The organism is Acetobacter conturbans (genome assembly GCF_011516755.1).
Classification (GTDB): Bacteria; Pseudomonadota; Alphaproteobacteria; order Acetobacterales; family Acetobacteraceae; genus Acetobacter; species Acetobacter conturbans.
The window spans coordinates 56,636-79,284 of record NZ_WOSY01000007.1; the positions used below are offsets into that span (position 1 = coordinate 56,636).

General features: G+C 61.2%; 18 protein-coding genes. 9 read left to right on the top strand and 9 right to left on the bottom strand.

All coding sequences use genetic code 11. The features are described 5' to 3' along the window. Window positions 1-9 precede the first annotated feature (9 nt). The 3 genes from GOB81_RS08715 to GOB81_RS08725 form a co-directional block, all read right to left on the bottom strand. Window positions 10-1,140 carry a mechanosensitive ion channel family protein gene (locus GOB81_RS08715; protein ID WP_338421345.1) on the bottom strand — a complete coding sequence of 377 codons (1,131 nt, stop codon included), beginning with the start codon at window positions 1,138-1,140 and terminating at the stop codon, window positions 10-12. Window positions 1,141-1,467: 327 nt separating this feature from the next. Then, window positions 1,468-3,291 carry a translational GTPase TypA gene (typA, locus tag GOB81_RS08720; RefSeq protein ID WP_173570164.1) on the bottom strand — a complete coding sequence of 608 codons (1,824 nt, stop codon included), beginning with the start codon at window positions 3,289-3,291 and terminating at the stop codon, window positions 1,468-1,470. Between the two features lie 199 nt (window positions 3,292-3,490). Continuing rightward, the gene (locus GOB81_RS08725) at window positions 3,491-4,411 is read right to left on the bottom strand and encodes an SMP-30/gluconolactonase/LRE family protein (RefSeq protein WP_173570030.1); all 921 of its coding nucleotides are present in this window, start codon (window positions 4,409-4,411) and stop codon (window positions 3,491-3,493) included. A 152-nt stretch (window positions 4,412-4,563) separates the two neighbouring features. Between GOB81_RS08725 and GOB81_RS08730 the strand changes: the two genes are divergently transcribed. The 4 genes from GOB81_RS08730 (at window position 4,564) to GOB81_RS08745 (ending at window position 8,993) form a co-directional block, all read left to right on the top strand. Continuing rightward, window positions 4,564-4,803, top strand: a complete 240-nt coding sequence (locus GOB81_RS08730; RefSeq protein WP_173570031.1) for a FeoA family protein — start codon at window positions 4,564-4,566, stop codon at window positions 4,801-4,803. A gap of 4 nt (window positions 4,804-4,807) precedes the next feature. Further along, window positions 4,808-6,670 (top strand): ferrous iron transport protein B, encoded by a 1,863-nt coding sequence (gene feoB / locus GOB81_RS08735; protein WP_173570032.1) that lies wholly within the window; start codon window positions 4,808-4,810, stop codon window positions 6,668-6,670. Then, on the top strand, window positions 6,667-6,897 hold the full coding sequence (locus GOB81_RS08740) for a DUF6587 family protein (RefSeq protein WP_173570033.1): 231 nt from the start codon (window positions 6,667-6,669) through the stop codon (window positions 6,895-6,897). Before feoB ends, GOB81_RS08740 begins: the two co-directional genes overlap by 4 nt. Window positions 6,898-7,067: 170 nt before the next feature. Beyond that, entirely contained in the window at window positions 7,068-8,993 is a 1,926-nt protein-coding gene (locus GOB81_RS08745) for an acyltransferase family protein (RefSeq protein ID WP_173570034.1), read from the top strand. A gap of 50 nt (window positions 8,994-9,043) precedes the next feature. Here GOB81_RS08745 and GOB81_RS08750 read toward each other — a convergent pair whose 3' ends face one another. After that, complete coding sequence (locus GOB81_RS08750) at window positions 9,044-9,646, bottom strand: YqgE/AlgH family protein (RefSeq protein WP_173570165.1); 603 nt, start codon at window positions 9,644-9,646, stop codon at window positions 9,044-9,046. An 86-nt stretch (window positions 9,647-9,732) separates the two neighbouring features. Between GOB81_RS08750 and GOB81_RS08755 the strand changes: the two genes are divergently transcribed. The 4 genes from GOB81_RS08755 (at window position 9,733) to GOB81_RS08770 (ending at window position 12,898) form a co-directional block, all read left to right on the top strand. Then, window positions 9,733-10,488: an SDR family NAD(P)-dependent oxidoreductase gene (locus GOB81_RS08755; protein ID WP_173570035.1), complete on the top strand. Its 756-nt coding sequence runs from the start codon at window positions 9,733-9,735 to the stop codon at window positions 10,486-10,488. 15 nt (window positions 10,489-10,503) lie between these two features. Then, window positions 10,504-11,421: a polyphosphate kinase 2 family protein gene (locus GOB81_RS08760; RefSeq protein ID WP_173570036.1), complete on the top strand. Its 918-nt coding sequence runs from the start codon at window positions 10,504-10,506 to the stop codon at window positions 11,419-11,421. 23 nt (window positions 11,422-11,444) lie between these two features. Next, entirely contained in the window at window positions 11,445-12,485 is a 1,041-nt protein-coding gene (locus GOB81_RS08765; protein WP_173570037.1) for an alcohol dehydrogenase catalytic domain-containing protein, read from the top strand. 134 nt (window positions 12,486-12,619) lie between these two features. Then, window positions 12,620-12,898: a hypothetical protein gene (locus GOB81_RS08770; RefSeq protein WP_173570038.1), complete on the top strand. Its 279-nt coding sequence runs from the start codon at window positions 12,620-12,622 to the stop codon at window positions 12,896-12,898. A gap of 7 nt (window positions 12,899-12,905) precedes the next feature. Here GOB81_RS08770 and mutL read toward each other — a convergent pair whose 3' ends face one another. After that, window positions 12,906-14,759 carry a DNA mismatch repair endonuclease MutL gene (mutL, locus tag GOB81_RS08775; RefSeq protein WP_173570039.1) on the bottom strand — a complete coding sequence of 618 codons (1,854 nt, stop codon included), beginning with the start codon at window positions 14,757-14,759 and terminating at the stop codon, window positions 12,906-12,908. A 120-nt stretch (window positions 14,760-14,879) separates the two neighbouring features. On the opposite strand from mutL, the gene GOB81_RS08780 reads away from it, so the two are divergent. Next, on the top strand, window positions 14,880-15,353 hold the full coding sequence (locus tag GOB81_RS08780; protein ID WP_173570040.1) for a YaiI/YqxD family protein: 474 nt from the start codon (window positions 14,880-14,882) through the stop codon (window positions 15,351-15,353). Between the two features lie 27 nt (window positions 15,354-15,380). Here the strand turns inward: GOB81_RS08780 and GOB81_RS08785 are convergent, their stop codons facing one another. The 4 genes from GOB81_RS08785 to GOB81_RS08800 all read right to left on the bottom strand — a co-directional run bounded on the left by GOB81_RS08785 (window position 15,381) and on the right by GOB81_RS08800 (window position 22,649). Beyond that, window positions 15,381-16,763: a VWA domain-containing protein gene (locus tag GOB81_RS08785; RefSeq protein ID WP_173570041.1), complete on the bottom strand. Its 1,383-nt coding sequence runs from the start codon at window positions 16,761-16,763 to the stop codon at window positions 15,381-15,383. Between the two features lie 207 nt (window positions 16,764-16,970). Continuing rightward, entirely contained in the window at window positions 16,971-19,028 is a 2,058-nt protein-coding gene (locus GOB81_RS08790; protein ID WP_173570042.1) for an acyltransferase family protein, read from the bottom strand. Then, window positions 19,025-22,009, bottom strand: coding sequence for an ATP-dependent DNA helicase (locus GOB81_RS08795; protein ID WP_173570043.1), 2,985 nt, complete (start codon window positions 22,007-22,009; stop codon window positions 19,025-19,027). The genes GOB81_RS08790 and GOB81_RS08795 overlap by 4 nt, the downstream gene beginning before the upstream one ends. Before the next feature lie 115 nt (window positions 22,010-22,124). Then, the gene (locus GOB81_RS08800; RefSeq protein ID WP_173570044.1) at window positions 22,125-22,649 is read right to left on the bottom strand and encodes a RidA family protein; all 525 of its coding nucleotides are present in this window, start codon (window positions 22,647-22,649) and stop codon (window positions 22,125-22,127) included.

Genomic DNA, 22,649 nt, shown 5'->3' on the forward strand with positions numbered 1-22,649 from the left:
ATCTCTACTCTACGGATGGACCGGAGCGCCTTGCGGTCCGTCCGTGAGTTGCACGCAGTGCGGATAGTCCTGCGTCGAAGCATGGGCGGAGAAACGGGCCTGCGGAAATGCCTCCGGGCAATTGTCACGAATCCAGACGATGATCTGCTCCCGGATGGCGCAGCGCAGATCCCAGCTTCTCACGGCCGTGCGGGCTCCGGCGGTGATGCGGATCATGATGGTCCTGTCGTTGGCATCCCCCACCTGCACGCTGAAATCCTTGCCGTTCCAGTCCGGACAGGCCTCGACGATCCCTTCCAGCTTTTTCCTGATCCGCTCAACGGGCGCCAGAAAATCGAGATAGAGATACACGGCGCCGATAAGTTCCGCGGAATTGTAGGTCCAGTTCTCGAACGGATTATCGAGGAAGTAAGAGAGCGGAATGATACGCCGCCGCTTGTCCCACGCACGCAGGACCACGAACGTGGAGTTGATCTCCTCCACCCATGTCCAGTCGCCGTTGAACGCAATCATGTCCCCCATACGGATGGGCTGCGTCACGGCAATCTGAGCGCCAGCGATCAGGTTGGTGAGAACCGAACGGGCGGCGAAACCGACGACGATGGAGGCCGCACCGGCCGAGGCCAGCAGACTGAGGCCATATTGCCGGACCGGCTCGAACGTCATGAGCGCCGCGCCGATCGTCAGCACGGCAATGAGAGCCCCGGCGATCCGTTGCAGCAGCCTGACCTGAGTGAGGTGTTTTCTGCCGAGAATGTTTTCTTCGTGATTATCTCCCGCCGCATCGATCTGCTCGATATAGAGCGAAGCGGCGAGACGCGCGGACCGGCCCAGACTGAGACCCAGCGACAGCACGATGCAAACCGCCAGAAGATGGGCGATAGGCCCTGCAAGCCGCGGTGACATCTCCAGCGCGGGAATGGTCACGATCATGGCCACCGAGGCTACCGCGAGCTGCGCGGGAAACCGGAGACTGACCGCACTCGTGCGGATAAAGGAACCGGAACGACGGCGACCTGGCACACGGGCCAGGCCGCGCCGGAGAATGAGGCCTGTAACGCCAGCAACGGCTGCGCCAAGAACGGCAAGGACAAACAGGGAGACGACGTTGGGGGGCAACCAGCCAAACCAGCCCTGCACAGTCAGCAAGGTTGAGAAAAATCTCTCCTTCAAAAGTCCGTCCCTGTCCTTTCATGCGGAATCTGCAAACGCGAACAGGCAGACGAAGGGTCGCTTCGCCTGCTCTCTGATTCCGAAATGCCCTGCGGGTCGTCCCGCAACGGAGTATGGTGAAAAGCGCCAGAGGGAGGAGAAGTTCCTCCCGTTTCCACAGCCAGCCGGACGATGATCCGGTGAGGGAAGGCACATGCCGTGAGGAGAGCAGTTTGCCTCCCCCGGATATGAAAGGACTATGCGTCCTTCAGTCAGCAACCCCGGACCGGGTTGAAACCCGGCCCGTCATTGGTCTCAAACGGACTTTTTGGAACGGTCGTTTTTCTTACGCTCGTGCGGATCGAGGTAACGCTTACGCAGACGCACGGCAGACGGTGTGACTTCCACCAGTTCGTCGTCCTCGATGTAGGCAATCGCCTGCTCAAGGCTCATCTTGCGCGGCGGGATCAGCAGTAGAGCCTCATCCTTGCCAGCGGCACGGATGTTGGTCAGCTTCTTTTCACGAACCGCATTCACTTCGAGATCATTCTCACGGGAATGCTCGCCGATGATCATGCCGATATAGACTTTTTCGCCCGCACCCACGAACAGCGTGCCGCGATCCTGCAGGGAGAACAGCGAATACTGCGTGGTGGCGCCGTCTTCCGACGAGATCAGCGAGCCGTTGCGACGGCCTTCGATCGTACCGGCATAAGGCTGATAGCCCGCGAACAGACGGTTCATGACGCCCGTGCCGCGCGTGTCGGTCAGGAACTCGCCGTGATAACCGATCAGGCCACGCGACGGGATGATGAAGGTCAGACGCACCTTGTCGCCGCCGGACGGACGCATGTCCTGCATCTGGCCCTTACGGAGCGACATCTTCTCGACCACGACGCCTGAATAAGGCTCGTCCACGTCGATCAGAACCTCTTCGTAAGGCTCCTCACGCTCGCCGGTCTCTTCATTCGTGCGGAACAGCACGCGGGGACGACCGATGGTCAGCTCGAAGCCTTCACGACGCATCGTCTCGATAAGCACGCCAAGCTGAAGCTCGCCACGACCGGCGACCTCGAAGGCCTCGCTCTCGGGGCTTTCCGTCACGCGGATGGCGATGTTGCTTTCCGTCTCTTTGAACAGACGGTCACGGATCTGACGCGACGTCACCTTCTTGCCTTCACGACCGCCGAGAGGGCCATCGTTGATGCGGAAGGTCATGGACAGTGTCGGCGGATCGACCGGAATGGCCTTCAGGGCTTCGGTCACTTCCGGAGAAGCAATCGTTTCCGGGATCGTGGCGTCGGACAGACCGGCGACGGCGACGATGTCACCAGCCTCGACCTCATCCACCGACACGCGGTCGAGACCACGGAAGGACAGCAGCTTGGTCAGACGGCCTGTCTCGACAACGCTGCCATCTTCACGCAGCACGCGAACCGGCATGTTGACCTTCGCACGGCCCTGCTCGACACGACCCGTCAGCACGCGGCCGAGGAAGTTGTCGGACTCGAGGATGGTCGCGATCATCGCGAACGGCTTGTCCTTGTCCACGTTCGGAGCCGGGACATGACGCAGCACGAGGTCGAACATCGGAGCAAGGTCCTTACGGGGCCCCTCGAGTTCAATGTCGGCCCAGCCCTGACGACCGGATGCATAGAGCATCGGGAAGTCGAGCTGCTCGTCATTCGCGCCAAGCGACGCAAACAGGTCGAAAATCTCGTTGTGGACTTCGTCCGGGCGGGCGTCGCTACGGTCGATCTTGTTGACCACGACGATCGGCTTCAGCCCACGGGCCAGCGCCTTGCCGACGACGAACTTCGTCTGCGGCAGCGCGCCTTCGGCGGCATCCACCAGCACGATCGCGCCGTCCACCATGCTCAGGATACGCTCGACCTCGCCGCCGAAATCGGCATGGCCCGGCGTATCAATGATGTTGATGCGGGTGTCTTTCCACACGACGGACGTGCACTTGGCGAGAATGGTGATGCCACGCTCGCGCTCAAGGTCATTGCTATCCATGGCGCGCTCAGCAACCTGCTGATGTTCATGGAACGAGCCGGACTGCTTGAGCAGTTCGTCAACAAGGGTGGTTTTACCATGATCGACGTGAGCGATAATGGCGATGTTGCGAATATCCATCGTGGGGCGAGCCTGATCTTTCATGCGTACCTGTCCGCCGCTGACAGCAAGAAGCGTGCAGCAGACACCTGTTAATGGCAGTCCATAGAGGGCAGCGGCGCGGATTGCACGCGAAACTTCGCGGGAGAGGGCCTGTTGACGCGGATCTGACACGCGCGGAAGGTCAGGAAGGTGGCGCCTCCCCGCTCTGACCTGTCGATCAGGCCGGTAACATCATGAGGCCCTGCGGCATACCCGGAGTCTCGACGCGAAAGCAGAAAACTGCCCCGTTCAGGGGTTCGTCTTCACGTTCGGCGACCGAAAGTCCCTTGCACGCCGTGGTCACGAAGACCGTGCGCAGATCGTCCCCGCCAAACGCCGCCTTGGTCACGTTGCTGGCCGGGATCGGCACGGGCGCGAGGCGGGTACCATCAGGCGCGAACCGCTCAAGACGATGACCGCCCCAGATTCCCACCCAGAGCGTCCCTGCGCTGTCGATCGTCAGGCCGTCCGGCGCGCCCTCCTCTATTTCTGCGAAAATCCGGGGGGGCGCCAGCGTTCCATCCGGTAGGATATCGAACGCATAAATGAGACCCAGTGCCGATTCGCAGTGATAGAGGGTCTGGCAGTCCGGGGAGACCGCCGGACCGTTGCTGATCGTGTAGCCGGTATGATGCTGGCGCAGCGAAAGGTCGTCCTCAAGAGTATAGAGGGAGCCCAGCGGGAGCTCCTCCCCGTCATCCATTGTCCCGAACCACAGGCGACCAGCACCATCCACGTGGGCGTCGTTCAGCCGTGTACGGGCATTATCCTGCTCGACCGGCATGATCGGCACGACCTCTCCGACCGAAGGATCGCAGAGGTAAAGCCCGTCCTCCATGCCGCACAGCAGACCGCCATCCTGTTTGGGCACGATAAAAGTGGGGCGACGCGGCACATGCAGCGTCAGCGTTTTGCCGTCAGACGGGCTGTAGCGGTGGAGCGTGCGACTCAGGATATCCACAAAATAGAAAGCCTGCTCAGCTTCGCTCCAGACGGGCCCTTCTCCGAGTTTTGCGTGCAAATTCCACACACTAACCGCCTCATTGAGGGGCGCATGCGTGGCCACGAATGGCCTGGCTGAAGGAATGGAATGAATCATCTGCTCGTCTCCGAAACACACAACGCTCCCCTGCCGGACAAGGTTGCCCCATCATTTATACGGGATTTGATGAAAACATTCGAACATGGACAGCGGTGCAGATAGGAAATAGGTATCATTCGCAATCAGTGACAGGCCAACAGGAGCCCCTCATGCGCCTGGACGAGCTTTCGGCCGGAATGAACGCCGTCATCGACCATATCGAAACCCGTACCGCCGATGACATCGTGGCGCGACGGCTGGGGGAACTCGGCTTCGTTCCCGGGGAACCCGTGAAAGTCGTGGCGGTCGGCCCTTTCGGCGGTGATCCGATGGCTGTGAAAATCGGCTTTACACGCTTCGCTCTGCGCCGCACCGAGGCTGCCCGCGTCATCCTGAAGGAGCGTGCGTAGGACCATGGACGCAATGGTCGAGACCCTCCCCCTCCGGGCCGCGCTCGTCGGCAATCCGAACTGCGGCAAGACCTCCCTGTTCAACCAACTGACGGGCAGCCGCCAGAAAGTCGCCAACTATGCTGGCGTCACCGTCGAGCGGAAAGAAGGACGGCTGACCACACCGGCAGGCAGAGCCGTGCGGCTGCTTGACCTGCCGGGCGCCTACAGTCTGGAGGCCACGAGTCCCGACGAGGCTGTGACCCGCGATGTCTGTGCCGGGCGCTACAGGGGCGAAGCGGCTCCCGAGCTTTTGATCTGTGTGCTGGATGCCACAAATCTGCGGCTGCATCTGCGCTTTGGACTGGAAGTCTGCCGCCTCGGCCGTCCGACAATCATCGTTCTGAACATGCTGGACGCCGCGGAAAAGGAAGGTCTGAAGATAGACCTGCCCCGGCTCGCCGCCGAACTTGGAACGCCGGTGGTAGGGGTGGTGGCAATCCGCAAGAACGGCGCCGCCGATCTGCTGGCGTTGCTCGACAACCCACCCGTTATGCCGCCTGTCCTGCGGGAAGCAGATGGTGGTGATATTCATGCGACCGTAAGGCGGCTTCTCACAGAGTGCGTGACACGGCCCGCCGTCGCGTCCGAAGCTCTGGAAGACCGGCTGGATCGCTGGGTGCTGCACCCTGTCTGGGGGCTGGTGATCCTCCTTGCCCTGATGTTCGTCATGTTTCAGGCCGTGTTCTCCTGGGCACAGCCACCGATGGACGCCATCGAAAGCGGCATGACGGCCTTCGGGGAACTGATCCGCTCGCTCCTGCCCGCAGGCCTGATCCGCAGCCTGCTGGTGGACGGCATTCTCGCAGGCGCGGGCACTGTCGTGGTTTTCCTACCCCAGATCCTGATTCTCTTCCTCTGGATTCTGGTGCTGGAAGAGTCGGGATATCTTCCGCGTGCGGCCTTCCTCCTCGACAGGGTCATGGCCTCCGCCGGACTGTCCGGGCGCTCCTTCATTCCACTTCTGTCCAGCTTCGCCTGCGCGGTGCCGGGAATCATGGCCACGCGCACGATCCAGAACCCGCGCGACCGTCTTGTGACGATCCTGATCGCGCCCCTGATGACCTGCTCGGCCCGGCTGCCCGTCTATGCCCTGCTGATCTCCGCCTTCATTCCCAAACGCCTTGTCGGCGGCGTGTTCAACCAGCAGGGACTGGTGCTGTTCGGACTTTATATGGTCGGAATTGGCAGCGGGCTGGCCGTGGCGTGGGCCATGAAGCGCCGGGAAGTGACCACGGAGCACCCGCTCCTGATGGAACTGCCCGCCTATCGCCTGCCCAGCCTGCGCGATCTGGTTCTCGGCCTGTGGCAGAGGGCTGTCATCTTCCTCTCCCGCGTGGGCACGATCATCGTCACGCTGAGCGTTCTGCTCTGGGCGCTGTCCAGCTTCCCCGCGCCGCCCGCTGGCGCAACCGGCGCACCGATCGACTACAGCCTTGCCGGACGGCTCGGCCATCTGATGCTGCCTCTGTTCGCGCCCATCGGATTTACATGGCAGATCTGCGTTGCCCTGATTCCAGGACTGGCGGCCCGTGAAGTCGCCGTCAGCGCCCTTGCAACGGTGTATGCTGTCGGGGGTTCAGAAACCGACGCCGCCTCGCAGCTCACGCCGATTCTATCGAGCCAGTGGAGTCTGGCGACGGCCCTGTCTCTGCTGGCGTGGTATGTTTATGCGCCCCAGTGCTTCGCGACGCTGGCCGTTATCCGCCGCGAAACCGGTGGGTGGAAGGTCGTCGCGCAGACTGCGGGTTATCTGTTTGGACTGGCGTATCTGGCCTCGTTCCTGACGTGGCGGATCGCCCTGGCACTGGGATGGGGGCCATCATGATTGAAGCTCTGATTGTCGGGCTGCTTGTTGTCGCCTGCGGGCTGTACTGGCTCGGCCGGGTAGCCCCTTCCGCGACGCGGGGACTCTGGCGCGGATTCGGCAGGACGTTGCAGGTGATTCACGCTCCGTCCTCACTCCAGATGGCCGTCGCGGGGCGCGCCACCGCCGCTCCACAAGGAGGTTGTGGCGGGTGCAAAGGATGCGACAAGAACGGCGGCTGTCACTGACGCCAGCCTTGGCGGGTCGGCTGTTTTCCAAAAACAGGTGAACCCTTATGCGATCCCGTGGGGTTGAAAACGCGCCCCACGAACGGCAAACCTGCACCGCATCGCGTGCGGCACGCCATCACATCCAGCCGGCCACGCAGACTGCCCCACGGTACAAAGATCTGCCTCGCATGCCGGCCTCGGGATACTATCGCAATGACATTGACGGGCTTCGTGCGCTCGCGATCACGGCTGTCGTCATCTATCATGTCTTCCCCCGTGCGCTTCCGGGCGGTTTTTGCGGCGTCGATGTGTTTTTCGTCATTTCGGGCTTTCTCATCACCGGACAGTTCAGTCGCCGTGAAATCGGCCTGACTGCGTTTTATGCGCGACGAGTCCGACGCCTCGCCCCGGCGCTCCTCTGCGTCCTGCTCGGCACGCTGCTGCTCGGAACATTCGTTCTTCTGCCGAATGAACTGAGCGCCCTCGGACGGGACAGCTTCGCAGGCGTCACTTTTTTCTCGAACCTGTTTTCCTGGCACGAACAGGGTTATTTCGATCGGACTGCCGCCCTGAAGCCGCTGCTTCATCTCTGGTCGCTCGGGATTGAAGAACAGTTCTATCTTCTGTGGCCCATTCTGATCCTCATCGGTATGCGCACCCGCCGCCTGTCACTGGGCTGGCTGGTGGCAGGCACCTTCGCCTTATCCTTCACATTCAGCTTGTGGTGCACGTTTTTCGCTCCGGACGCCGGTTTCTACTGGCCGATCAGCCGGATGTGGGAATTCATGCTGGGAGCTGCGCTTGTCGTCGGCGCCCCGGCGGTCAGGTCTCTGGGATCACACTGGCGCACGGGCCTGAGCTGGCTGGGGCTTGCCAGTCTGGGGCTTTCCGTCCTCGTCCTGTCTCCGACATCGGGCTTTCCAGCACCTCTGGCTGCATGCCCCACGCTGGCGGTCATGCTGCTGATCGCTGCAGGACCGAAGACATGGCTGGCGCAGCGGGTGCTGGCTTCGCCGCCAATGCGGACCCTCGGGCTCATCAGCTACCCGCTCTATCTCTGGCACTGGCCCCTGCTCGCTTACGAGCACATCCTCCACGGCCTCACCAATCAGGGCAGACGCACCGGGTACGTGATCATCGCGCTCTCCGTCGTTCTTGCCGCACTGACGAATCGTTTCATCGAAGCGCCTCTGCGCTGGAGAACGCCCGCGCGCCCGACACTCTGCGGCCTGCTGGCCGGCCTGTTCGCCACAGGCTGTCTCGGACTGGCGCTCTGGGCGTGGCCCGGCCTGCTGAGTCAGCAGTCACGGCACGGCACCGACATCAATATCGAAAGCATCAGTATCGCCGAACAGGATGGTATCTTCCCCGTGACTCCCAACATGACCGTCGAGCATGTCGGCAGCATCACGCTGGCCACCATCGGCCCCTCTATCGGCAATCCCATTCTCTTCACGGGCGACAGCCTGCTTTTCCAATGGGCGCCCCATATCGACGCTTTGTTCTCGGAGGGAAAACTCGCGCACACGGTCATCTTCGTCGCGGGACCGAGCTGCGCCCCCCTCCCCGTCGAACATTACGCGACCGAGTTCAGATTCTGTAAGGCGATGTCAGATCTTCAGGACAGGATTCTCACCACCTATCCCATCAGAAAAATCGTGATGGGCGCCTTCTGGCAGCGCGTCTTCAGTCTCGATCCCGCCGTATGGCCAGCCAGAAAAGCACAGGCCGAAGCCCGTATCAGAACGCTGCGGGATGGCGGGAAACGCGAAGTGACCATCATCCTGCCCACCCCCGCCAACATTCATTTCGACCCGGCGAATATGGTGCAAAGAAGCTTCTCGAACATCATGATCGACGCCAGCACCTTGCGGGCCGGTGTTCCCATGTCATCGATACGGACCGGAGGCGCTGACTTCACCGCCCTTCTGGAAAGCATCGCCCACGATACACAGGTTTCGACACTCGATCTGACAGAGGAAATCTGTGGATCACGCGATGCCTGTTTCCCTCTTATGGACAACGGCACTCCGAAATTCGCGGATGAGAAACACCTTCGCCCGGTGTTCACGCAGGGACGCCTGCAAGGGCTGGACCGGCTTCTGACCCACTAATCGGGCAGCGTGACCAGTCTTGAGGTGAGAGCGGTTTTAAGGAAGGTCGTTCACGCCGTTCCGCTGAACGATGCCAGTTTCAGCGGGTCGATATTGATCGCTGCCAGCGCCTTCCGCCATTTGCCGGAATGATCCGCGCCGAACACGATCTCCCGCGACGCAGGCGCGACGAGCCATGCGGAGTGGCGGCCGATCTCCTCTTCGAGTTGACCGGGTTCCCATCCGGCATGCCCGAGGGCCAGAAGCGCATCCCGAGGACCATCCCCGGCAGCAATATCCCTGAGCACATCAAGACTGGCGCTCAGAGATATCTTCTGGTCAACGGTCAGCGTCCCGTCGCCGCCCCAGTCGGCAGAATGCAGAACGAGGCCACGCCCGGCTTCGACCGGCCCACCGGCGCAAAGACCGATGCGGCGACGCGGCGGGGTGGGCGCGATATCGAGCTGAAGCAGCAGGTCGTCAAAGGCAGGCTGCGGAAGACGACGGTTGATGACCAACCCCATCGCGCCACTTTCGGCGGAATGGGCGCAGATATAAATCACACTCCGGTCGAACTCGGATTCCGCGAGGGAAGGCATGGCGATGAGAAGCTGCCCGGTGAGTGACTCTTCGTCTTCCGGGGCGGCGAGCATGTCTGTGGAGAGAAACGGCATGGCCCAGATATGGTGTGCTGCGGCTGATTTGACAACACACCGCACGAGAGCGGGTAATGCCTCCCCTTATGACCGGAGACACTGACATGGCTGATACAGTTCTTGTAACAGGCGCAACAGCGGGCTTCGGACGGGCCATCACCGAACGGCTGATCCATGACGGCTATCGGGTGATCGGCACCGGCCGACGGGCCGAACGGCTGGAAGAGTTGCAGCAAAATCTGGGAGAAGCGTTCCTTCCCTACCCGCTCGACATGATGGACCGGGACTCCCTCCGCACGCTTCCCGAGGAACTGCCCGAAGGCTGGCGGGAAGTGGATGTGCTGGTGAACAACGCCGGGCTTGCCCTCGGTATGGGTCCCGCACAGGGAGCGGATATTGATGAATGGGAGCGGATGATCGGCACGAACGTCTCGGGCGTGGTGGAGATCACACGGGCACTTCTGCCCGGCATGGTGGCGCGCGATCACGGGCATGTCGTGACGATCGGCAGCACGGCAGGCACATACCCTTACAAGGGTGGCAACGTGTATGGCGCGACAAAGGCGTTCGTGTCGCAGTTCATGCGCAACCTCCGCACGGACCTGCTGGGGACGCATGTGCGGGCGACCAATCTTGAACCGGGTCTTTGCGGCGGCAGCGAGTTCAGCAGCGTCCGTCTGGGTGACGATGAGAAAGCAGCGGACGTGTATCGTGATACGCACCCGATTCTGCCGGAAGACATTGCCGAGACGGTGGCGTGGGTCATCGGGCTGCCTCCGCGGGTGAACATCAACCGAATCGAAATGATGCCTGTCTGTCAGGCGTCCGGCGGCCTGGCAGTTGTGCGCGGGCTGGACTGACGGACAGGAAGATCAATGAGCACTCAGACCAAAAACTCAGTAACCGTGGACGATCTGGGCATCCTCGCCACGCGGTATCGGGTGGATGACTCGAAGCCGTTTCACCTGAAAGACTGGGACCCGGATGATGACGCCGCCCTGGGTCTGCGGAAAAAGGACGGCAAGGTCCTCCTGAAACTCGCGAAGGAACGGCTCGCCGTTCTTCAGGAACTGCTTTACGCCAACGGCACTGCCTCCATGCTCATCGTCCTGCAGGGCATGGACGCTGCCGGCAAGGACGGCACGATCAAGCATGTCATGTCCGGCGTGAATCCGGCGGGCGTCTCCGTGACATCGTTCAAGCAACCCGGCGCGCAGGAACTGGTGCACGGCTTTCTGTGGCGTATCCATATCGCAGCTCCGGCCGCGGGCCGGATCGTGATCTTCAACCGCAGCCAGTATGAGGATGTTCTTGTCACTCGCGTCCATACCGACCTGCTGGAACGCGAGCATCTGCCGGGCGAGATCGGCACCCCCGCGTTCTGGGAAGGCCGGTTCGACGATATCCGTCATTTCGAGCATTATCTGGCCCGACAAGGCACACTCGTTCTGAAGTTCTGCCTGAACATTTCAAGAAACGAGCAGAGAAAGCGTCTTCTCAGTCGTCTGGACATAAAAGACAAACGCTGGAAATTCTCGTCCTCCGATGTCAAGGAACGCCAGTTCTGGGATCAGTATCAAACCGCCTATGAAGAAGCGATTGCCCACACGTCGCGCGATTATGCGCCGTGGTTCGTCGTCCCGGCGAACCATAAGTGGTTCGCGCGGCTTGTGGTGATCGAGACGATCATCAAGGCTCTGAAATCGCTGAAGCAACAGCCGCCCAAGATTGATCCTGATTTCATGAAAAGCCTTGATGATTACCGCGAAGAACTGAGCAAGGAACAGGGCTGACCCTCCCTCTTCCGGAGTGTTCCATGATGTCTTTCACCCCGACCATGCGCGCCGTGCAGCTTGATACGCCTGACAGGCCCTTTGTCCTCCGCGCCGTTTCCATTCCCGAACCGGCAGCAGGGGAAGTTCGGGTGAAAATCGGGGCGTGCGGCGTCTGTCGCACCGATCTGCATATCCGTGACGGATTGCTTGATCTGGGAAAGCGGCATTTCACCGTGGGACACGAAATTGCCGGTGTGATCGACAGGTGCGGCGCCGATGTCGATCACACGTGGGAAAATCGGAAAGTCGCCGTCTATTACTATATCGGTTGCGGCCATTGTCGTTACTGCCGCGTGGGGGACGAGCAGCTCTGCCCTCACCCGAAAGCGCAGCCGGGTTTTTCAAGTGACGGCGGTTATGCCGACTATATTACGGTGCCGCTGCGCAACTGCGTGCCCATTCCGGATCATGTCGATCTGGCCGAAGCGGCGACAATGGGCTGTGCTGGATCGACTGCGGTTCATGCCGGGCGGCTGGCCGCCATCCATCCGGGCGAGTGGGTGGTCATCAACGGCACCGGCGGTGTCGGACTGGCGCTTCTCCAATACGCACGTAACGCCGGTGGTCGCGTGATCGCCATCGGTCGGGGTGGCGAACGGGAGAAACTGGCCCGCGAAATGGGAGCGGAACACACGATCGATGCGACCCGGACGCCCGATACCGCAGAGCGTGTGCAGGATCTGACCGGAGAAGGTGCTGACGTCGTCTTCGAACTCCTTGGCACACAGGAGGCCATGAGCGCGGCTCTGGGCATGTTGCGGCGACGCGGGCGCATGGTCATGCTCGGCTACACCACTGACGATTTCCGTGCCCACCCGGTCTCTTTCATCGTGCGGGAAATTACTCTGCTGGGGTCCGTCGGGTCCACGCTCGAGGATCTTCACGAAGCGATCGACCTGCTGGCGCGCGGCGTGCTGCGCTCGCCCGTGGCGGAACGCCTGCCGCTGGAAGACTTTGAAAAGGCGCTCACGGCTACACGTCAGGGCGGCCTTGCCGGGCGCGTCGTGCTCACGCCCGCCTAACGCACCATATGAGGAGTCGAACGGAAATTACGCAGACGTGGAGGCAGGAAAAGGCAATTTAACCCAATCGTAAATCTTCCTTGCGAACCTTTGCGGTGACGAAAAATCGTTCTTCGCAAGGGTAAAACCGATCCATGGAATTTCACGATCATCATCCGGACAGTGATGTCCGGCAGCCAAAAACCGCGGAACTTGCCGGGCTCCGCACCTCCCTCTCCCGCTTCGCCTCAACCGATCCGGTCATTCTCGCCTGGGCGAGACAATGCGCGAACAATCTCGCGGAAGAAGACCAGACCACTGAAGACATGATCCGCCTTTCAGCTACGGTGCTGAAATTCGTACTGGATCTTGACCTTCAGGCCCGCGCCGCCGTGCGGCGCAGCCTGCCCACCCAATGGTGTTCAACTCTCTAAATTCACGTCAGCGACGACGGAACAGCAGTTCCAGATCGTTTCTGGTCAGACGCACCCATGTCGGTCTTCCATGCGAACACGTACCGGCACGGGGCGTCTCTTCCATACGGCGCAGCAGGGCGTTCATCTCCGCAATCGTCAGGGAACGCCCTGCCCGTATGCTGCCATGACACGCCATACGGGCGATGACCGCATCCAGCCGCGCATCCAGCGTGGGCGTTTCGTCAATCGCCGCCAGTTCGTCCGCATCCAGCTCCTCCGCCAGATCGCGCAGCAGATCAATGGCCGAAGCATTGCCCAGCAGGGCCGGAAGGGAGCGCACCAGCACCGCCCCGGGTCCGAAGGGCTCAAGGTCGATACCGAGTTTCGAGAGAGCCGCCGCCCGCGACACCAGCAGATCAGCCTGACTGCGTGAGAGTTCCACCACATCCGGTACCAGCAGGCGCTGGGCCTGAATGGTGCCGGACAGAAACTGTTCGCGCAGCACCTCATGCGTCAGACGTTCATGCGCCGCGTGCTGATCAACGAGAATCATGTTCTCCTCCGCCGTCACGGCAATGATGTAAGTGCTCAGAACCTGCGCCACCGCGGCCCCGAGCGGATGCTCCGGCGCGGGCGAAGAGAAGGAGGGAACCGCAGTTGCCGGACCTATCGCAGCGGGCGGCACATCGCGAACCATCTCTGGAGAAGAGGGCGCCCTCGATGCGGCAGGAGCACTCCCGAACGTGCGTGCCGCAGGCTGCGCTCCCAGCGTCAGGAACGGTTCAGCAAATCCTTCCGAACGCGGCGTTTCCGGGGGATATACGATTCTCGCCGGACGCGGTGGCGTGAAAGCGGGCCGGACACCCGCCGTGCCGGCACCGAGTCCCAACGCCCGGGTGATGGTGCCGATCACAAGAGAGCGTACCCCGGCCTCATCGGCGAATCGCAGCTCCGTCTTGGCGGGATGCACGTTCACATCCACCTGCTCGTAGGGCAGCGACAGGCTGATCACCGCCACGGGATGCCGACCGGCCTCAATCACCCGGCGGTACGCAACCCGGAGCGCTGTGCGGAGCAATGGGTCAACCACGGCACGCCCGTTGACCAGCATGAACTGTCCCGCCGTTGTCGGGCGATGCACCGAAGGGCTACATGCGAATCCGCTCAGTTTCATATCGCCACGCTCGCCGTCCAGCCGTAGCAATCCGTCGGCATCGTCGAGCCCCAGCAGGGCCGCGGCCCGCGACTCCAGTGTTTCCACGGGACGGTCGAGAATCGTGCGCCCGTCGACGTCCATGAAGAACGCCACATCCGGTGCGGTCAGCGCCAGACGGCGCACTGCCGCCTCGGCGTGCGATCCTTCCACCCGCGCGCTTTTCAGGAACTTCCGCCGTGCGGGCGTGGCGAAGAACATATCCTCCACCAGAATACTGGTGCCCTTTTCGCCAGCACACGGCTCGGGCGGGGAGATTTCTCCGCCTGCCACATGGATTCGCCAGGCACATTCGCTATCAGATCTGCGCGATGTGATTGTCAGCCGGGCCGCCGCGCCGATCGACGGCAAGGCTTCCCCCCGAAAGCCGAGCGTTGCGATCCGCACCAGTGTCTCGTCCGCGAGTTTCGAGGTGCAGTGTCTTTGCACTGCCAACGCCAGTTCGTCGGGCGTCATGCCGATGCCGTCATCCGTCACGACGATCCGGTCGGCTCCTCCGTTCACAATCACCACCCGCACTCTGCTCGCGCCGGCATCAAGGGCGTTTTCAACCAGTTCCTTGAGGGCTGCGGCTGGGCGCTCGATGACCTCACCGGCCGCGATGCGGTTGATGACAGCGTCGGACAGGCGGCGCAGAACGGGAGTGGAGAGAGAGCGATCAGACATGCTGGGCCTGTTGTAGCCCATTCCCCCCGAAGGCGGAATCATGTCGCAAAACCTTTGATGAGGAAGCTTTGACGACGCATCCCGCTTTACGTCCGCGCTACATTGCGGCACCACATTTCCATGACTCGCATTTATATCGACGCTGACGCCTGCCCTGTGAAAGACGAAGTCTATCGTGTCGCAACCCGTTACGGGATCACCGTTTCAGTCGTCTCCAACAGGATGATCGCCATTCCGGATGCGCCGGGAATCGACCGCGTGATAGTGGAGGCCGGTCCCGACTGCGCCGATGACTGGATTGCTGAACAGGCCGGACCACAGGATGTCGTGATTACAGCCGACATCCCGCTGGCCGCGCGCTGCGTCGCCAACGGCGCGGAAGTTCTGGACCCGAAGGGGAAACTGCTCGATGCAGATTCGATCGGCATGGCGCTCGCCGTGCGCAATCTGATGACGGATCTGCGTTCCGCAGGCGTGCAGACACCCGGCGGTGCGGGTTTCAGCAAATCCGATCGCTCACGGTTCCTCTCGGCGCTCGACACGCTGGTCGTGCGGATGCGCAAACCGCGCCCCCGCAACCTCGCAGCGCGCTGAAAGCACGCCCCAAAGTCAGTGCCAGTATCAGTGTGACAATCGCAGGGCGCTGTCCTTGATGATGGTATTCAGTGCTGACGAAAACGCGTTCTGGATGGCCGGGCCGTCATCGGCCTGAAAATAATAGCCTGAACCGGAAGAACAGGCGTCCATAGCCCCTTCCATGCTGCCCGAACCACTCGTCGGCAAAGAACCGAAGAGCGCGTCATAGAGCTTGTTACCGGGAAACGGATAATACGGAACCCAGATGGAGAAGAGCTTCACGTTCTGGTTCTTCAACTGGGTGCAGTAAGATCCGTAACTGACATCCACGACACTCTGGTAGGTTGCCCTCGATGAATACACATCCTGCGCCCCATCGGAAATGAAGATGACATAGGTTTTCCGGCTGGTGGGCGAGGAGCCGTTCCCAACATTCTCCAGTCCCTGAACGACCTGCTGGAGAGCGAGACTGGTCTTTGTGTAACCACCATTATACACGCTGTAGTCAAACGGACCCCGGCGCGGATCATTGTTCTTGTTGCCATACGGGGTCGCATTCTCAATATCGAGTGCCGAGGCGGTATTCTGTACGGTCTCTATATCCGTGGTCGGGATCAGAAGCTGTGCGAAATTTGTTCCGAACGTATCGATGCCGACATACAGATGATTCCTGTTATCCTGCGAATATTCCGCCAGTTCCGTAAGAAAGGAATTGAGAGACTGATTGACGTAATCAATCTTCAGACTGATGCCGGAGGCTTTCGCCACCGTGCGCATATCGCACGGCGGCTGCCAGACCCCTCTCGATGAATAACTGCCTGTTGAAGACATGATGCAGCCATTGCTGATCGTGTAATATCCATTGGGATCGTGACAGGCGAAGGCACAGCGACCTGCTCCGTTTTCCAGTTCCGAAATGGCCGCGGGCGTTCCCCCCACTCCCATCGAATTTGAAATATCCACCAGAAAGATGACCTGAAGATAGGAATTCCCTTCTGTCATTGTCGCCATCGAACTCACTGAAATTGTTCTGGCACTGGAAGGCACGAAACCGGACATGAAGAAGTTCTGTGTCTGGGACAGAGAAACCTGCACGCTGCCTGAATAGGCCGTTTGTGGAATATACACCGCCGTGACATCCGGCACGGACGTGTTTCCATGCCCTGTGGCATTGGCTGCCACGGAAGCCCTGGCGGCACTTTCCGCGATCTCCGACGCATTGGCTCCCGCGTCCAGAACCAGACTGTCATTAACGGCCTTTGCTGCATGCAAAGATGCGGAATCCGCGATCTCCTGCAATTTGCCGCGTTTGAGAACCAAGTTGCCAATATTGACCGAAACAGCCATGCCCACCATGAGCACGCAGGCCGAAAACGCCACCAGAAGCGTCACGCTCCCTTTTCGGGATTTGTACAAGCGATGAATCATCAGTTTTTTGCGAAACCAAAAAGATGATCGGAGGCATGCATCGGCAAAATTCAAATCGTTCTTGTGAGATACAAATATCGGACGACAAGCCGGGACAAGTTTTTTTGAACTCTCCTCCGCAACGAATCATCGAATTCCGATACAATACTACACTATTTGAAATGTAATTAATAAATACCTAATAACCCATCGCGGTCTGGTTAATAATCACTTACCAGACGAACGCTCACTTCCTGATGTTAAAATCGAATCAAGAAAATGAATGTGTTTTTTTACAAACTCTGGCCGAAGATGGCTCATGTCCGCGTATTTCGGTTCACCATCCGTATCCAGAATGAAACATGACGGGGAACTTCCACAGATGTCGGCATAGGGATCAATGACCCCCACCTGAGAACGGCGCGCGATATCGCGGAGCGTTGCCGCCATTTCATCAGAGTAATCACGCAATTCGGAAATCGGCACACCAGATTTGATCGCCTGCTCATTCACGGTCGTGCGCAGCAGGCTGCGCTGCACCAGTGCTGCCGGATCAAAACGGGCATCCATGGGTGTTGGAAGAATCAGCCAGACCGCCCGGACACCCAGAGAAGAAAAATCCTTTATCTGCCGGACAATATCTTCCTTGAATGCTTCCTGATCCTGTCTGTGCTGCAAAAGAATGGGAGGCCATGCTGCACCGGCCACAAGGGTCCGGACATGATATTGCTGGATCACCTGTCGCTGAATGTCCGGCATGACAGTGCAGAAATTGAACATAGGCAAATAGTCGTTTCTGAAAAATGGACTGCATGCCGGCCCGGAAACAAAAACGACCGTATGTTTCAGACGCCCTTCGACCAGAAGCTGCTCGACCCGAGGCCCCCACTGAAACAGCAGGCTGTCGCCAGTCAGCATGACGGTGTCTCCGGCATCACCCATGACAGCGATGGTGATACCGTTTTCCCTGCGTATTTTCATATGAGGCGTTCTGGAAAATATCCCCTGTTTCACGGCAAGGTTTATTCGAGACACATCAATGGTGGCTGCACTCGGTTCGTAACGCCCGGGCCAGCCCTGCTTCTGCCATACCAGCAATCCTGCCGCACACATGAGTGCCAGCGCCACCAAAAGACTGACTGCCTTTCTTCCACGATGATGTTGTGAGCGGAAAGGACGCTCCGCCACCGCCGATGTCAGCCAGCCCAGAACCGTCGAAGCCGCGATGATGGAAAGTCCGGCCTTGTTTCGTAAAGTTCCCACGCCGTAAATGATGTGATGCCAGCTGACCAATGGCCAGTGCCACAGATAGAGCGGATAGCTGAGCCGTCCGATCCAGCGCAGGGCCGGACGCGAGAGCAGCTCCTTGTTGACGATACTGTCCGGTCCGGCCGCAAGCAACATGGCCGTGGCACCCGCAGGCAACAGGGCCAGTGGACCGGGAAAGAATCGTCCAGGCCGTAACAGCGCCAAAGCCACACCAAAGGCAACGCTCCCGCACCATGAAAGCATCATGCGTGACCGAGGCGATAAAACCAGACCTGTTCTGCGATGATCGGACGTCTGGAGAAAAACCAGACCGCCACCGAGCAAAAATTCCCACAGGCGGCTGAAGGGCGAATAAAACCCGGCTGTCGGGTTCGTAAACGCATAAAAACAGCTGATAACACCAGAAACGGTGAAAACACTGGCCATCAGGAATCCCCGATGTTTGTGCCAGCGGCAAATCCCCAGCAGCAGGAGCGGCCAGATAAGATAAAACTGCTCTTCAACGCCCAGAGACCATACATGCAGGAGAGGCTTCAGGGCAGCTTCCCGATCGAAATAGCCCTGCTCATGCCAGGACAGCAGGTTGGAGATGGAAAGCGCTGCGCCGCTCACGTCTTTTCCCAGTTCCGCAAATTCCACGGGCAGAAGCGTGAACCATCCGGCTACCAGTATCGCGGCAAGGACACACAGCAGAGCCGGCGCGAGACGACATATCCGGCGCAGGTAGAAATCGAGAAGCCCGACGCGCCCTTTTGCGTCATGCTCCAGAAGATGTCCTGTGATCAGAAAACCGGAAATAACGAAAAAGACGTCCACGCCAACGAAACCGCCGGGCATGAGGGCGGGAAAGACATGATAGAGAACGACGCTGAGCACAGCGACAGCGCGTAACCCGTCAATATCGGGACGCCAGCCCTTCCTGCTGGCAACGGTCGGACGCAGCCGCTTGAACTTCAGAATGTTCCCGGCTGTTCCCGCTTCTGCCTTTCGGAAGACGGTGCCGGGCTGCTCACTCACTCGCTACCCTCAAAAAACGTCCGAATCTCCTCCACGGCCGCCGCAATCCCCAGCCGGTGTGGAATCACACCCGACGGAAACGCGCTCAGCAGTCGGGACGGTGTGCGCCGGTCAAGCAGCACAAACACGCCGCGATCATTGCGCGCCCGGATGAGGCGACCAAAAGCCTGACGCAACCGAAGGCGGGCGATCCGGTCGTCGTACAGTTTAGGATTTCCCTGCGAGAGATGCATGCGCCTCTCGCGATGAAGGATATCAGGGCGCGGCCATGGCACGCGCTCGAACGCGACAAGACGCAGCGCATGACCCGGCACATCCACGCCATCCCGCATCGCGTCGGTGCCCAGCAGGCAGGAATCGGTTTCCGTACGGAACACATCCACCAGCGTGGTGTTGTCCATCGCATCGACATGCTGCGCGTAGAGCGGGATGCCCTCCTCCTCCAAAGGTGCCGCGATCCGACGCTGGACAGCGCGGAGACGCTCGATGGCCGTGAACAGTCCCAACCCTCCGCCTCCGGATGCCAGAAAGAGCGCCTGATAGGCCGCCGCGAGGGTGTCCGGGTCGTCATGCGCGACGTCATTAACGATGAACACGCGGGTCTGGCGGGAATAGTCGAACGGACTGGCGAGGGAAGCTCGCAGCGCCGGGGATGGCAGATGGCTCGCACCAACCCGCGCCTCGGCAGCCTCCCATATCTGCTCGGCTTCCGCGGACTGGTCAGTGTCCGTCTCGTCGCGCAAGGTCGCGGACGTGATCAGCAGCCCGTGCGCGGGGGCAGCCAGCACCGCGGCGAAGGGCAATGTCGGGTCCAGCCAATGCTGGTGCAGGCCGACATCCTGCTCACCGCGCCGCTGGCCTTCACGGGCCTCAAGACGGATGAAACGGATGAACTGCGGTGGGCCCACTTCGTCGGGTGGGGTGCAGAAGGTGGTGAGCATCGACACCCAGCCGTCGAGGCGGCCGATGGCGCGGCGCTGCAACGAACGGATCATCGCCTCGATACGGGCGCGGGTGGCAGTGTCGAGACTGTCCGTATCCTCGCGCAGCTTGTCTTCCAGCCGGTTGACGAGCGTGCGGAGCGGTTCGGCGATACGACTGAGAGAGCGGGCCAGTCCGTCAGCGGCCTCGGCAAGACCGGGGACCATCGGATGCAGGTCGCACTCGCTGCCATTACGCCGCACCGGTCCGCTGCCAACCGTGCGGGCCAGCACCTGATCCCGCAGCAGCCGCAGCAGCGTTTCGGTAGGGTTGTCGATGACCGGCTCAACAAGCTGCACCGGCACCGCCATCGGAAAGAGCGATGCAGTCACATCCTCCACTTCCGCTGTTTCCTCCGGTTTATCGGTCTGTGATGGGTCTGTCGGGGGTTCGATCCACAGACGGGCAGACCATCCCGGTGCGGGAAGCGCCTTCGCCGCCAGCAGGGCTGCGTCGAGGGGCGTTTCGAGACGCGGGTTCCCGGCGATCAGATCGTCGAGGCGACGGCGCAATCCCCGCGCCCGGGAGCGGCTCCCCTCGGCGCCAAGCAGCCAGCGCCTGAGTTCCGCCGCTTCCAGTCCGGACAGTTCGAGCGCGAACGCCCCATCCGCCGCATCGGCCAGATGGTGCCCTTCATCGAACACATAGCGCGTGGGGATGCCGTCCTCGTCAGGCACGGCTTCTTCCGGTGCGGTCTCCGGCTGGTCGCCCAGTTCGAGCGCGGGAAGGCCCTGCGACTGCGCCCATGCCGCCTGCGACATGACCAGCGCGTGGTTGGCGATCACCAGATCCGCATCCTGCGCCCGGCGGATGGAATGTTCCACGAAGCAGCGCTGATAGTGCGGACAGGCTCCGTGGATGCACTCGCCACGCCGGTCGGCCGTCGCGGCCAGCACGCCATGCCCGAGGAGATCCCCGAACCAGCCGGGAAGATCGCCCCCGAACAGATCGCCCTCCACCGTCGCCATGCCCCAACGAGCGAGCAGGCCGAGCGCGATGACCGGACCGGGTCCGCGCGTGGGGGCGATGTTCACCGCCTCCTCCATATTGAGCAGGCAGAGATAGTTCTCACGCCCCTTCCGCACCACCACATGGTTACGGCGCACGGCGGGGTCCGGGTGCAGGCGAGCGGTTTCGGCTTCGATCTGTCGCTGGAGATGGCGCGTATAGGTGCTGACCCAGACCGCGCCGCCATTGCGCTCCGCCCAGATGCTGGCGGGCGCGATATAGCCGAGCGTCTTGCCTGTGCCGGTTCCCGCTTCCGCCAGCACGACGCGGGGAAACCCCATCCCTTCACGCGGCGCGAACGCATGGGTGGCGACATCGGCAAAATCAGCCTGCCCCACCCGAGTCTCGGCATCAGGACCAAGAATCTGGCCGAGCCGGGCGCGAGCCTCCGCCGGTGTGACAGGATTGGAGCCGGGCGGCGGCCGACGGGGAGTATCTTCCCATTTGGGAAGCTGGTCCCAGATCCGGAGGGCCTCGCCGGGCTGCATCGCCTCCCGGGATAGTGGCCCGGTGATCTCCAGCGCTTCCAGCACGGCTCCGCTCCAGATCCATCCGGCCTGCGCGAGCCGCGTGGCGAGGGCGGCAAGGAAAGGATGTGCCGGTGTGTTTTTCAGGGCCCGCAAATCGGTCAGAAGCCGCGCCGCGAGGTCGGGCAACGCACTGGCCTCCACACGGCGGCCATCGAGATCGCCAAGGCCGAGGGCTATGGCCAGACCGCGCGGCGTAGGCGCGACGGGGCGGGCGGGATGTACGAAAGCAAATAGTTCCAGCAGGTCGAACCAGGGCGCGGGCTGACCCGGTGGCGGAATGCCGAGCATTCGGGCCGTCGCGGGCGCATGGACGACCAGCGGTGCCGCTTCTTCCTGAATGAACTGGCGGGCCCGTGTCCGGTTGAGCGTCAGCAACTCTCCATCGGCGGTGAGGCACGAGAAGAAACCGTGACCGGCGACAAAAGCGGGAGCTTCGTGGGGGGATGGAAACGCGGCGCACATCTGGCCCGCAGTCTAACGCAGGATGGCGGGGGTGCAATCACGGGATTGCGCCGGTCTGCCTCGCCGGGAGACTCCACCTCCGACAGAAGGGGGCTTTCTCCCGGCGATCACAGGCTTATTTCTTCGGAGCGCGGACCGCCACGACCTCGACTTCGATGAGCCATCCCGGATTGGCCAGTTGCGCCACGGCAAAGGCTGACCGCGCGGGCACGTTCGGCTGATCGGCCGATCCGAAGAACCGGCGATAGCCGTGCATCATGCCCTCAAAGTCCAGTTTCTTCGTGGCTGGGTCCGCCACCATATAGAGGTGCATCTGCACGACGTCCGCCATCCCAAGCCCCATCTTGCCCAGCGCGTCTTTCACGCGCTGAAAAGCGGCCGTGCTCTGATCTTCCATATCCCCATAGGCGGCCGGAGTACGAGCCGGCGCATGCGAGTCGCGAACAGGTGGGCCCAGGCCGCTGATATAGACAGTGGAATAGCCCGCCGGCACTTCAACGGCTGTGGAGATGGGATAATCCGCTTCCGGATAACGGACGACCTCCGCGCGGGCGGACATCCCGCAGGCTCCGCTCGCCAGTGCGAGACCGACGGCTGCCAGCAGCCCCCGGCGGATCGTGCGGCCATGATGATGGTTCAT